12 protein-coding genes are annotated in these 12,053 nt (G+C 59.2%); 2 read left to right on the forward strand and 10 right to left on the reverse strand.

All coding sequences use genetic code 11. The features are described 5' to 3' along the window. Positions 1–58: 58 nt before the first annotated feature. The gene (locus AC3WK5_RS00335; RefSeq protein ID WP_103319889.1) at positions 59–808 is read right to left on the reverse strand and encodes a UDP-2,3-diacylglucosamine diphosphatase; all 750 of its coding nucleotides are present in this window, start codon (positions 806–808) and stop codon (positions 59–61) included. Next, positions 805–1,308 carry a peptidylprolyl isomerase gene (locus AC3WK5_RS00340; RefSeq protein WP_054597864.1) on the reverse strand — a complete coding sequence of 168 codons (504 nt, stop codon included), beginning with the start codon at positions 1,306–1,308 and terminating at the stop codon, positions 805–807. The genes AC3WK5_RS00335 and AC3WK5_RS00340 overlap by 4 nt, the downstream gene beginning before the upstream one ends. A gap of 262 nt (positions 1,309–1,570) precedes the next feature. Here AC3WK5_RS00340 and AC3WK5_RS00345 point away from each other — a divergent pair, with 262 nt between their 5' ends. Further along, the gene (locus tag AC3WK5_RS00345) at positions 1,571–3,268 is read left to right on the forward strand and encodes a glutamine--tRNA ligase/YqeY domain fusion protein (RefSeq protein ID WP_103319887.1); all 1,698 of its coding nucleotides are present in this window, start codon (positions 1,571–1,573) and stop codon (positions 3,266–3,268) included. Positions 3,269–3,311: 43 nt separating this feature from the next. Continuing rightward, positions 3,312–4,694 carry a cysteine--tRNA ligase gene (gene cysS, locus AC3WK5_RS00350; RefSeq protein WP_019689810.1) on the forward strand — a complete coding sequence of 461 codons (1,383 nt, stop codon included), beginning with the start codon at positions 3,312–3,314 and terminating at the stop codon, positions 4,692–4,694. Between the two features lie 80 nt (positions 4,695–4,774). Here the strand turns inward: cysS and AC3WK5_RS00355 are convergent, their stop codons facing one another. The 8 genes from AC3WK5_RS00355 to nuoI all read right to left on the reverse strand — a co-directional run bounded on the left by AC3WK5_RS00355 (position 4,775) and on the right by nuoI (position 12,049). Beyond that, positions 4,775–5,152, reverse strand: coding sequence for a type II toxin-antitoxin system VapC family toxin (locus AC3WK5_RS00355; RefSeq protein WP_103319884.1), 378 nt, complete (start codon positions 5,150–5,152; stop codon positions 4,775–4,777). After that, positions 5,149–5,613, reverse strand: coding sequence for a type II toxin-antitoxin system Phd/YefM family antitoxin (locus AC3WK5_RS00360; protein WP_237142943.1), 465 nt, complete (start codon positions 5,611–5,613; stop codon positions 5,149–5,151). The genes AC3WK5_RS00355 and AC3WK5_RS00360 overlap by 4 nt, the downstream gene beginning before the upstream one ends. Positions 5,614–5,787: 174 nt before the next feature. Continuing rightward, positions 5,788–7,251, reverse strand: coding sequence for an NADH-quinone oxidoreductase subunit NuoN (gene nuoN, locus AC3WK5_RS00365; protein WP_019689813.1), 1,464 nt, complete (start codon positions 7,249–7,251; stop codon positions 5,788–5,790). 7 nt (positions 7,252–7,258) lie between these two features. Further along, positions 7,259–8,791: an NADH-quinone oxidoreductase subunit M gene (nuoM, locus tag AC3WK5_RS00370; RefSeq protein ID WP_054597861.1), complete on the reverse strand. Its 1,533-nt coding sequence runs from the start codon at positions 8,789–8,791 to the stop codon at positions 7,259–7,261. 39 nt (positions 8,792–8,830) lie between these two features. Continuing rightward, positions 8,831–10,684 carry an NADH-quinone oxidoreductase subunit L gene (nuoL, locus tag AC3WK5_RS00375; protein ID WP_103319882.1) on the reverse strand — a complete coding sequence of 618 codons (1,854 nt, stop codon included), beginning with the start codon at positions 10,682–10,684 and terminating at the stop codon, positions 8,831–8,833. Then, entirely contained in the window at positions 10,681–10,989 is a 309-nt protein-coding gene (nuoK, locus tag AC3WK5_RS00380; protein WP_054597859.1) for an NADH-quinone oxidoreductase subunit NuoK, read from the reverse strand. The genes nuoL and nuoK overlap by 4 nt, the downstream gene beginning before the upstream one ends. 4 nt (positions 10,990–10,993) lie before the next feature. Next, positions 10,994–11,494 (reverse strand): NADH-quinone oxidoreductase subunit J, encoded by a 501-nt coding sequence (gene nuoJ / locus AC3WK5_RS00385; protein ID WP_019689817.1) that lies wholly within the window; start codon positions 11,492–11,494, stop codon positions 10,994–10,996. A 9-nt stretch (positions 11,495–11,503) separates the two neighbouring features. Continuing rightward, positions 11,504–12,049 (reverse strand): NADH-quinone oxidoreductase subunit NuoI, encoded by a 546-nt coding sequence (nuoI, locus tag AC3WK5_RS00390; RefSeq protein WP_203226134.1) that lies wholly within the window; start codon positions 12,047–12,049, stop codon positions 11,504–11,506. Positions 12,050–12,053: the final 4 nt, after the last annotated feature.

Here is a 12,053-nt window from a genome sequence, read left to right on the forward strand (position 1 = left end):
TTGAGTGTCGTACCGCCTTCGCGAGCAAGCCCGCTCCCACAGGGATTTTGTACGGTAGTTAACTGTCAGGCAACGCCAGCTGCGGGTTCACAAAATCAAACGCCGCCAGCTGAAACCCTTGCTCATCCACCTGCAACGCCCACCCCTGGCGATCCCAATCCCCCAGCACAATGCGCTTGGCGGCTTGCTCGCCAATCTGCAATTTGTGGATGGCGGGGCGGTGGGTGTGGCCGTGGACCAGGGTTTTCACGCCGTATTGCTGCATGATCCGCGGGACTTCCTCGGAGGTCACATCGACGATGTCGTTGGCTTTCATCCGGGTTTGCGCGCGGCTTTCGCTGCGTAGCTTGCGCGCCAGTTTGCGGCGGGTGCGCAGCGGCAGATGGCGCAGGATGAACAAGCTGATGGGGTTGCGCAGGTAACGGCGCAGTTTCATGTAGCTTTCGTCGCGGGTACACAGGCTGTCGCCGTGCATCAACAGCACCGGCTCACCTGCAAGTTGCACGACACTCGGATCCTTGAGCAGGGTGCAGCCGGCTGCTTTGCAGAAGGCCTTGCCGAGCAGAAAATCACGATTGCCGTGCATCAGAAAGATTGCCGTGCCGCTGTCGCTAAGTTCGCGCAAGGCCTGGCAGATGGAGCGTTGGAAGGGGCTCATGGCGTCGTCGCCAATCCACACCTCGAAAAAGTCGCCAAGAATGTACAGCGCTTGCGCCGAGCGGGCGCGGGTGGCGAGCAAATCCAGAAACGCCCGGGTAATGTCCGGGCGTTCCTCTTCCAGATGTAAATCTGAAATCAGCAATATCACTCAATGATCTCGGCTTTCTCGATGATCACGTCGTCTGCTGGTACGTCCTGGTGGCCGGACTTCATGGTGGTCGAAACACCTTTGATCTTGTCGACAACGTCAGTGCCTGCAACCACTTTACCGAATACCGCGTAACCCCAGCCCTGTGCGGTTTTGCCGCTGTGGTTGAGGAAGCTGTTGTCGGCGACGTTGATGAAGAATTGTGCGGAAGCCGAATGCGGCTCCATGGTGCGCGCCATGGCGACGGTGTACTTGTCGTTGGAAAGACCGTTGTCAGCTTCGTTCTGGATGCTTGGACGCTTGTCTTTCTTTTCCTTCATGCCTGGCTCGAAACCGCCGCCCTGGATCATGAAGTTGCCGATGACACGGTGGAATACAGTGTTCTCGTAGTGGCCGGCTTTAACGTATTCAATGAAGTTGGCCACGGTGATCGGGGCTTTCTCGGCGTTCAGTTCCAGGACGATGTCGCCGTGGTTGGTGGTCAGTTTGACTTGAGTCATGATTACTACTCTATTCAAGGAATTCGTGGCTTTCGGGGCGCTGCGTGACGCGTGCGAGCCCATACCTGTCTGGCGAAAAATCACCAAGGTGCGCAGTTTAGCGCGATGGCCGCGAATTTCGAGGCTGTTTTTCAAATCAGGTGCATTAAACGCACCTGTTTTAGGGCCTGCTCTGTCAGGCGCTTGACCGCATCGGCTATGATAGCGGCTTTGTTTTGTCAGGCCTCCATGAAGGCCACGCACTTGTACGTTCAAGGATCCTATGAGCAAGCCCACTGTCGACCCTACCTCGAATTCCAAGACTGGCCCTGCCGTGCCGGTCAACTTCCTGCGGCCGATCATCCAGGCAGACCTGGACTCGGGCAAGCACACGCAGATCGTCACCCGTTTCCCGCCTGAGCCCAACGGCTACCTGCACATCGGTCACGCCAAGTCGATCTGTGTGAACTTCGGCCTGGCCCAGGAGTTCGGTGGCGTGACGCACCTGCGTTTCGACGACACCAACCCGGCCAAGGAAGACCAGGAATACATCGACGCCATCGAAAGCGACGTCAAGTGGCTGGGCTTTGAGTGGTCCGGTGAAGTGCGCTATGCCTCGCAATATTTTGACCAGTTGCACCAGTGGGCGGTCGAGCTGATCAAGGCGGGCAAGGCCTACGTCGACGACCTGACCCCTGAACAAGCCAAGGAATACCGCGGCAGCCTGACCGAGCCGGGCAAGAACAGCCCGTTCCGCGACCGTTCGGTTGAAGAAAACCTCGACCTGTTCGCCCGCATGAAGGCCGGCGAGTTCAAGGACGGCGCACGCGTGCTGCGGGCCAAGATCGACATGGCCTCGCCGAACATGAACCTGCGCGACCCGATCATGTACCGCATCCGTCATGCCCATCACCACCAGACCGGTGACAAGTGGTGCATTTACCCGAACTACGACTTCACCCACGGTCAGTCGGACGCCATCGAAGGCATCACTCATTCGATCTGCACCCTTGAGTTCGAAAGCCATCGTCCGCTGTACGACTGGTTCCTCGACAACCTGCCAGTCCCGGCGCACCCGCGTCAGTACGAGTTCAGCCGTCTGAACCTGAACTACACCATCACCAGCAAGCGCAAGCTCAAGCAACTGGTCGATGAAAAGCACGTCAATGGCTGGGACGATCCGCGCATGTCCACGCTGTCGGGTTTCCGTCGTCGTGGCTACACGCCGAAATCGATCCGCAACTTCTGCGAAATGATCGGCACCAACCGTTCCGACGGCGTGGTTGACTTCGGCATGCTCGAATTCAGCATCCGTGACGACCTTGACCACAGTGCCCCGCGCGCCATGTGCGTACTGCGTCCGCTGAAAGTCGTGATCACCAACTACCCGGAAGGTCAGGTCGAAAACCTCGAACTGGCGTGCCACCCGAAAGAAGACATGGGCGTGCGTGTTCTGCCATTCGCCCGTGAGATCTACATCGACCGTGAAGACTTCATGGAAGAGCCGCCGAAGGGCTACAAGCGCCTGGAGCCTGCCGGTGAAGTGCGCCTGCGCGGCAGCTACGTGATCCGTGCCGACGAAGCGATCAAGGATGCCGATGGCAACATCGTCGAACTGCGTTGCTCGTATGACCCTGAAACCCTGGGCAAGAACCCTGAAGGCCGCAAGGTCAAAGGTGTGATCCACTGGGTGCCGGCCGCGGCCAGCGTCGAGTGCGAAGTGCGTCTGTACGATCGTCTGTTCCGTTCTCCGAACCCGGAGAAGGCCGAAGACAGCGCCAGTTTCCTGGACAACATCAACCCTGACTCACTGCAAGTCCTCACCGGTTGTCGTGCTGAACCCTCGTTGGGCAATGCACAGCCGGAAGACCGTTTCCAGTTCGAGCGCGAAGGTTACTTTGTCGCGGATATCAAGGACTCGAAACCGGGCGCTCCGGTATTCAACCGTACCGTGACCCTGCGTGATTCGTGGGGCCAGTGATCATGCAGGCTTGACCGGCTTTGCATAGAGAGAAGGAACCGTCGTGCTTACGATCTACAACACGCTCACCAAGAGCAAAGAAGTCTTCAAGCCGCTGGATGGCAACAAGGTGCGCATGTACGTCTGCGGGATGACCGTGTACGACTACTGCCACCTGGGCCACGGCCGCAGCATGGTCGCGTTCGACCTGGTGACCCGCTGGTTGCGGTTCAGCGGTTACGACCTGACCTACGTGCGCAACATCACTGACATCGACGACAAGATCATCAACCGCGCCCGTGAAAACGGCGAGTCGTTCGAAGCGTTGACCGAGCGCATGATCGCGGCAATGCACGAAGACGAGTCGCGCTTGAACATCCTCAAGCCGGACATGGAGCCGCGCGCCACCGGCCACATTGCCGGCATGCACGCGATGATCCAGACCCTGATCGACAAGGGCTACGCCTACGCGCCGGGTAACGGCGACGTGTACTACCGCGTCGCCAAGTTCATGGGCTACGGCAAGCTGTCGCGCAAGAAAATCGAAGACCTGCGCATCGGCGCCCGCATCGAAGTCGATGAGTCGAAACAGGACCCGCTGGACTTCGTATTGTGGAAAGCCGCCAAACCGGGTGAGCCGAGCTGGGAATCGCCATGGGGCGCCGGGCGTCCGGGCTGGCACATCGAGTGCTCGGTGATGTCGACCTGCTGCCTTGGCGAGACCTTCGATATTCATGGCGGCGGCAGCGACCTTGAGTTCCCGCACCACGAAAACGAAATCGCCCAGAGCGAAGCGGCCACCGGCAAGACCTACGCCAACGCGTGGATGCATTGCGGGATGATTCGCATCAATGGCGAGAAGATGTCCAAGTCCTTGAACAACTTCTTCACCATTCGCGACGTGCTCGACAAGTACCACCCGGAAGTCGTGCGCTACCTGCTGGTATCGAGTCACTACCGCAGCGCGATCAACTACTCGGAAGACAACCTCAAGGACGCCAAAGGCGCTCTGGAGCGTTTCTACCACGCGCTGAAAGGCCTGCCGACGGTTCCGGCCGCCGGTGGCGAAGCCTTTGTCGAACGTTTCACCCAGGTGATGAACGACGACTTCGGCACGCCGGAAGCCTGCGCGGTGCTGTTCGAGATGGTGCGCGAGATCAACCGTCTGCGTGAGAGCGATCTGAACGCGGCGGCAGGTCTGGCGGCACGCCTGAAAGAACTGGCCAGTGTGCTTGGCGTGTTGCAGCTTGAAGCCGATGACTTCCTGCAAGCCGGCGCTGAAGGCCGGGTCGATGCAGCAGAAGTCGAGGCGCTGATTCAGGCGCGCCTGACCGCCCGTGCCAACAAGGACTGGGCCGAGTCGGACCGCATCCGCGACCAGCTCACCGCCATGGGCGTGGTGCTGGAAGACGGCAAGGGCGGCACGACCTGGCGCCTGGCTGACTGAAGCCTGCTTGAGCTAAAAACAAAACCCGCCTAGTGCGGGTTTTTGTTTGATGGACGTAATCTTTGTTGAGATAGAACCAGTTAAACCAAAATAGCGAGTGATGTGTATTTGGCGACTAAAGGGTCGGCGGTGAGTAGCTTCATTGGTTCTGTGATTGCAGTTGCAACAATAAGGCGATCGAACGGATCGCGATGGTGATGTTCGAGGTCTTTCACTGCAATGGCGTGTTCTGAAGTGACAGGCAACTCTATGAAACCGCTTTCGAGGCAGTATTCTCGAACCTCTTCCAAATCAACGCTTAGCTTTCCCAGCCCAACCTTGATCGCCATCTCCCAGAAAGTAGCTGCGCTGATGTAAATCTCAGCGGCGCTCTCAATGAGTTTTCTGGCTCTGCCGGATAGTTTTGGATCATCACTGAGAGTCCAAAGCAGAATATGTGTATCGAGTAAGACCCTCATCCAGGAGTCCCTTCAAATGCGTCCAACATCTCATCCGGTAGCGGCGCATCAAAGTCTTCAGGCAGGGTCAGTTTGCCTTTCATCGCTCCGATGCGCCGTCCGGAGGGTTTTCCCACGGGAACAAGGCGGGCAAGGGCTCGGCCATGTTTAGCGATCGTGATGATCTGTCCGGAAGCAGCGTCATCGACCAGTTTGGACAAATTGTTTTTTGCTTCACCTAACGGAACGATGATCATGATGCCCCTCCAATATTCTGGACAAATATAGCCAGAATTTTTGGGGTAGGCAAAGGTGAGCGGACAATAGGTCGCGTTGTCATGTGTCGAGTTAGCGGTGAAAGGTCGAGAGGTTTTTGAGGGTGCTGGCGATTCGGGAGTACCCCTTACCAGAATGTTGCGTTGTTGCTCAGTCGCCAGGCATTTAAAACCTTCGACCACGTCTGAAAAAATATCCTGTTTCATTGAATGCTCCTGATAGCCCGTCACTCACCTTAGCGCTTGGTTGCATCAGCCGGATGTCAGCTGCCACCGGTCTCTTTGCAGGCATATTCCGAGAAAGGGGAGAGCAGTCCCCCAAACGCAAAAACGGCACCCGAAGGTGCCGTTTGTGTTTTCTGCTGCGTATCGCTTAAGCGATCAACCCGCCAGGCCGGTCTGCTGAACCAGTGCCAGCAACGGCTGTGGGTACAGGCCGAGGAAGAACGCCAGCACTGCGATGGCCAGCAGCATCACGCCGCCTGCCTTTTGTTCCCAGTGCAGCTGGGCGTCGACGCGACGCAGGTTTGGTTCGATCAGGTACAGGGTGACCATGACGCGCAGGTAGTAGAAGACGCCGATGGCGCTGCCCAGTACCAGGGAACCGACCAGCCACCATTGGTGAGATTCGACACCGGTGGCGATGATGTAGAACTTGCCGATGAAGCCTGCGGTCAGCGGGATGCCGGCCAGCGACAACATCATCACGGTCAGAACGGCGGTCAGGTACGGACGACGCCAGAACAGGCCGCGGTACTCGTACAGTGCGTCAGCGTCACGGCCTTTGTACGGCGAGGACATCAGGGTGATCACGCCGAAAGCACCGAGGCTGGTGATCACGTAGGTGACCAGGTACACGCCGATGGCTTCCATCGCCAGACCCTTGCTTGCCACCAGGGCGATCAGCAGGTAACCGAAGTGGGCGATAGACGAGTAACCCAGCAGACGCTTGAGGTTGCTCTGGGTCAGTGCCAACAGGTTACCGAACAGGATCGAGGCAATCGCGATCACGGTCAGCACGGTGCTCAACACACCGCTGCTGGCCACTGGCGAGATCTGGAACAGACGCACCATGACCGCGAACACGGCAACTTTCGAGGCGGTGGCCAGGAACGCTGCAACCGGTGCCGGGGCACCTTCGTAGACGTCCGGCGTCCAGAGGTGGAACGGTACCAGCGACAGCTTGAATGCCAGGCCGATCAGCATCATGCCCAGGCCCATCTGCGCCAGCGGGCTTGGCAGGCCAGTGGCCGCAAGGGCGTGACCGATGCCGCTGAAGCTCAGGGTGCCGGCTTCGGCGTAGAGCAGGGCCATACCGAACAACAGGAACGCAGAACCGGCTGCCGACAGCACCATGTACTTGATGCCGGCTTCCAGAGAGCGCTTGTTGAAGAAGGCATAGGCCACCAGACCGTAGACCGGTACCGAGAGCAGTTCCAGACCGACGAACAAGCCGGCCAGGTGCTGTGCGCTGACCAGAACCAGGCCACCGGCGGCAGCCATCAGGATCAGCAGGTACAGTTCTTCACGGTTGCCCGGGTAACCCGTACCGCCTTCGCCGAGGTAGGCATGGGCGAGAGTGACGCAAGCGAGGGTGGCGACCAGGATCAGCGCCATGTACAGGCAGGCAAAGCTGTCGATCTGCAGCAAGGGCGTCACGGCCAGAGGCGCGACTTTCAAGGCTGGCAGGATCGACAGCAAGGCCAGGTTCAGACCCGCGACCGACAGCAGGAAGGTCTGCGAGTGGTTGCGGCGCCAGGCGATCGCCAGCATCACCACGATGATCGTGGCGCTGGTGATCAACAATGGCGCAAGCGCGATAAAGTGTTGAATCGTAAAGTCCATAGCGCTCTTACCGGGCCGAAGCGAGTTGAGTGAAGGCGGTACCGAACCATTGCTGCACGCCATGCATCGTCGCGGCAGAGGTATCGAGGAACGGTTGCGGGTAGACGCCGATGTAAATCAGCAGTGCCGCCAGTCCAACCACCATGATCATTTCGCGAGTATCCATGCCATGCAGCACGGCGTCCGATTTGGACGGACCGAAGTAGGCACGGTGAATCATGATCAGCGAGTAGACCGAACCGAACACCAGGCCGGCAGTCGCGATCACGGTGACCCACGGCGCGCTGGCGAAGGTGCCGATCAGGATCAGGAACTCACCAACGAAGTTACCGGTCACCGGCAAGCCCAGCGAAGCTGCAGCGAAGAACAGGCTGATGGCAGGCAGGTAGGCGATCTTCGACCACAGGCCGCCCATCTCACGCATGTCGCGAGTGTGGGTGCGCTCGTAGAGCTGGCCGCAGAGGATAAAGAGTGCCGCTGCCGACAGGCCGTGCGCGAGCATCTGGATCACTGCGCCTTGCAGGGCCAACTGGCTGCCGGAGTAGATGCCGATCAGCACGAAGCCCATGTGCGAAACGCTGGAGTACGCAACCAGGCGCTTGATGTCGGTCTGGGCGAAAGCCAGGAACGCACCGTAGAAGATCCCGACCAGGCCCAGGGCCATGGCGAACGGCGCGAACTCGGCCGACGCATTCGGGAACAACGGCAGGGCGAAACGCAGCAGACCGTACGCAGCGGTCTTCAGCAGAATACCGGCCAGGTCAACGGAACCCGCAGTCGGTGCCTGTGCGTGAGCATCCGGCAGCCAGGAGTGGAACGGCACTACCGGCAGCTTCACCGCGAAGGCGATGAAGAAGCCGAGCATCAGAACGTACTCGGTGGTCAGCGACATCTTGGTTTTCAACAGGTCGGCGTAGTTGAAAGTAATCACGCCCGTGCTGTTGAAGTTGACCAGTACCAGACCCAGGATCGCCACCAACATGATCAGGCCGCTGGCCTGAGTGAAGATGAAGAACTTGGTCGCCGCGTAGATCCGGGTTTTCTTGCCGTCCGAAGAACTGTGACCCCAGAGCGCGATGAGGAAGTACATCGGCACCAGCATCATTTCCCAGAAGAAGAAGAACATGAACAGGTCGAGTGCCAGGAACACGCCGACGACACCGCCCAGGATCCACATCAGGTTCAGGTGGAAGAAGCCAACATGGCGCTGGATCTCTTTCCACGAGCAGAGTACCGAGAGGACACCCAGCAGGCCGGTCAGCATGATCATCAACAGCGACAGGCCGTCGAGGGCCAGGTGCACGTTGATGCCGAAGCGCTCGATCCAGACATGCTTGAACTCAAGCGCCCAGGTCTGATCGGCGCCAGGCGCCGGAGCAAATGAATAGTCACCGTGGGCCCACAGCCAGAGGCCGAGGGAGAGCAGCAGGGACATGGTGATCAGCGCAATCCAGCGGGGGAGGGTAGCGCCGAAGCGCTCACCCATCCAGCACAGCAGGCCGCCGATGAAGGGGATCAGGATTAGCCATGGCAAAATCATGACGGGCTCGTTTCCTTTCGCAAGTTCGCAAGGTTCATATCAGACCGCTACCAGCACGACAGCGCCGATAACCAGCACGGCACCAGCAGCCATCGAGGCAGCGTACCAACGCAGTTGACCTGTTTCGGTACGGCTCAGGGAGTTGTGACCCCCTTTGGCCATCCGCGGGATCAAACCGATGGTTTGGTCGAACGGGTCTTTGCGCAGCATGTGGCTGATCGCAAGGTACGGCTTGACGAACAGTTTGTCGTAGATCCAGTCGAAGCCCCAGGCCGCGAACCACCAGGCCGAGAGCAGACGGCCGATGCCGCTGTTGGCGATGGCGGTGACGAAGCGACGCTTGCCGAGGAACAGCAGCGCGGCCAGCAGGATACCGGACAGGGCGATAGCGCCCGAGGCCAGTTCCAGGCTGTGCTTGGCTTCGCCGCCGGCATGCCCAACGCTTTCTGGCAGTACGCCGTGCAGTGGCGGAACGATCATCGCGCCAATGGCGGTCGACAGTACGATCAGCACCGACAGTGGCAGCCAGTGGGCGATGCCGTGGCCGGCATGGGCTTCGGTCTTCACTTCACCGTGGAACGCGATGAAGATCAGGCGGAAGGTGTACAGCGACGTCATGAAGGCACCCACCAGACCTGCATAGAGCAGACCGTGGTTGCCGCTGGCGAAGGCTTCCCAGAGGATTTCGTCTTTCGAGTAGAAACCTGCGGTCACCAGTGGCAGGGCCGCAAGGGCCGCACCGCCGACGATGAAGCTGGTGTAGGCCAGTGGCAGTTTCTTCCATAGACCGCCCATCTTGAAGATGTTCTGCTCGTGGTGGCAGGCAACGATCACCGAACCGGAAGCAAGGAACAGCAGCGCCTTGAAGAACGCGTGGGTCATCAGGTGGAAGATCGCGCCTTCCCAGGCACCTACGCCCAGCGCCAGGAACATGTAGCCGATCTGGCTCATGGTCGAGTAGGCGAGGATACGTTTGATGTCGGTTTGGACCAGGGCTGCGAAACCGGCGAGCACCAGGGTCACACCGCCGACGATGCCGACCAGGTGCAGGATATCCGGCGCCAGGGCGAACAGACCGTGGGTACGAGCGATCAGGTAGACACCGGCGGTCACCATGGTCGCGGCGTGGATCAGTGCCGAAACCGGGGTAGGACCGGCCATCGCATCCGCCAGCCAGGTTTGCAGCGGCAGTTGCGCGGATTTACCGACAGCACCGCCCAGCAGCATCAGGGTCGCCATGACGATCCAGAAGTCACCGGTCTTGAAGTGCTCAGGTGCTTTGACCAGCAGCTCTTGAATGTTCAGCGTGCCCAACTGCTGGAACAGGATGAACAGGCCGATGGCCATGAACACGTCGCCGATACGGGTGACGATGAAGGCTTTGAGTGCGGCGTTACCGTTGTTGCGGTTGCTGTAGTAGAAACCGATCAACAGGTAGCTGCACAGGCCCACGCCTTCCCAACCGAAGTACAGGAACAACAGGTTATCGCCCAGCACCAGGAACAGCATGCTGGCGATAAACAGGTTGGTGTACGCGAAGAAGCGCGAGTAACCGTCTTCACCGCGCATGTACCAGGACGCGAACAGGTGGATCAGGAAGCCCACGCCGACGACCACACCGAGCATGGTCACGGACAGGCCATCCAGGTACAGGGCGAAGTTCGGCTTGAAGTCGCCTACCGACATCCACTGCCACAACACCTGGGTGACGTGACCGCCTTCAGGCGGCGCGACGTTGAACTGCCAGATCACATAGGCAGCAACGATCGCCGAGAGGCCGACGGAGCCGACGCCGATCAGCGCCGAGAGGTTTTCCGAGAGGCGGCCGCGTGAGAACGACAGCAGCAGGAAACCGATCAGGGGGAATACGAAAGTCAGATAGAGAAGGTTCATCCGCGCATCTCGCTGGCAGCGTCGATATCGAGAGTGTGGAAGCGGCGATGCAGCTGCAACAGAATCGCCAGGCCAATACTGGCCTCGGCGGCTGCCAGGCTGATCACCAGGATGAACATGATCTGTCCATCCGGCTGGCCCCAACGGCTACCGGCAACGATGAACGCCAGTGCGGAGGCATTCATCATGACCTCCAGGCTCATCAGCACGAAGAGAATGTTGCGGCGGACCATCAGGCCAACCAGACCGAGGCAGAACAGGATGCCGGCAACCGCCAGACCATGCTCGAGAGGGATAGCAGGCATAAAATTACTCCTTCGCCTCGTTGCGGCCCAAGTGGAACGCCGTGACGGCTGCGGCGAGCAGCAGCATCGAGGCGAGTTCGACCACCAGCAGATAAGGACCGAACAGGCTGATGCCCACGGCCTTGGCGTCTACGGTGGTGTGGCCGACGCCGGTGCCGCTGGAATGGCTGAACAGCACATACAGCAGTTCAGCCAGCAGCAGCGCAGCCAGTACCACCGGCCCCGCCCAGATACCGGGCTTGAGCCAGACGCGCTCTTGCTGAACCGAGGCTGGGCCGAGGTTCAGCATCATCACCACGAACACGAACAGCACCATGATGGCGCCGGCGTAGGCGATCACTTCCAGTACACCGGCAAATGGCGCACCGAGGCTGAAAAAGGTCATCGCCACGGCGAGCAGCGAAATAATCAGGTAGAGCAGGGCGTGTACAGGATTGGTGTTGGTGATCACGCGAAGCGTGGACACAACGGCAACTCCTGACGCGAAATAGAAAGCGAATTCCATCTTTCTTCCTTAAGGCAGCAAGCTCTTCACGTTGATCGGTTCGGCTTCATTCTGCGCGGAGCCTTTCGGCTTGCCAGCAATGGCCATACCTGCAACACGATAGAAGTTGTAGTCAGGGTTTTTGCCGGGTCCTGCGATCAAAAGATCTTCTTTCTCGTAAACCAGGTCCTGACGCTTGAACTCGGCCATTTCGAAATCCGGTGTCAGCTGGATCGCGGTGGTCGGGCAGGCTTCCTCGCAGAGGCCACAGAAAATGCAGCGCGAGAAGTTGATACGGAAAAACTCCGGGTACCAGCGACCGTCTTCGGTTTCGGCTTTCTGCAGCGAGATGCAACCGACCGGGCATGCCACGGCGCAGAGGTTGCAGGCAACGCAACGCTCTTCACCATCGGGGTCGCGGGTCAGGACGATACGTCCACGAAAGCGCGGCGGCAGGTACACCGCCTCTTCGGGATATTGCAGCGTGTCGCGCTTGCGGAAGGCATGGCCGAAGATCATCACCAGGCTGCGAAGCTGGGTGAAGAAGCCATGCACGATGTCAAAAATATACTTCATGATT

This window comes from Pseudomonas sp. FW306-02-D09B (assembly GCF_058782685.1).

Bases quoted from the DNA above. Each gene is read 5' to 3' on its own strand.
- AC3WK5_RS00360 (WP_237142943.1), bottom strand. From the start codon at position 5,613: ATGAAACAGGATATTTTTTCAGACGTGGTCGAAGGTTTTAAATGCCTG.
- nuoJ (WP_019689817.1), bottom strand. From the start codon at position 11,494: ATGGAATTCGCTTTCTATTTCGCGTCAGGAGTTGCCGTTGTGTCCACG.
- AC3WK5_RS00355 (WP_103319884.1), bottom strand. From the start codon at position 5,152: ATGAGGGTCTTACTCGATACACATATTCTGCTTTGGACTCTCAGTGAT.
- nuoM (WP_054597861.1), bottom strand. From the start codon at position 8,791: ATGATTTTGCCATGGCTAATCCTGATCCCCTTCATCGGCGGCCTGCTG.
- nuoI (WP_203226134.1), bottom strand. From the start codon at position 12,049: ATGAAGTATATTTTTGACATCGTGCATGGCTTCTTCACCCAGCTTCGC.
- nuoN (WP_019689813.1), bottom strand. From the start codon at position 7,251: ATGGACTTTACGATTCAACACTTTATCGCGCTTGCGCCATTGTTGATC.
- nuoL (WP_103319882.1), bottom strand. From the start codon at position 10,684: ATGAACCTTCTCTATCTGACTTTCGTATTCCCCCTGATCGGTTTCCTG.
- AC3WK5_RS00345 (WP_103319887.1), top strand. From the start codon at position 1,571: ATGAGCAAGCCCACTGTCGACCCTACCTCGAATTCCAAGACTGGCCCT.
- AC3WK5_RS00340 (WP_054597864.1), bottom strand. From the start codon at position 1,308: ATGACTCAAGTCAAACTGACCACCAACCACGGCGACATCGTCCTGGAA.
- nuoK (WP_054597859.1), bottom strand. From the start codon at position 10,989: ATGCCTGCTATCCCTCTCGAGCATGGTCTGGCGGTTGCCGGCATCCTG.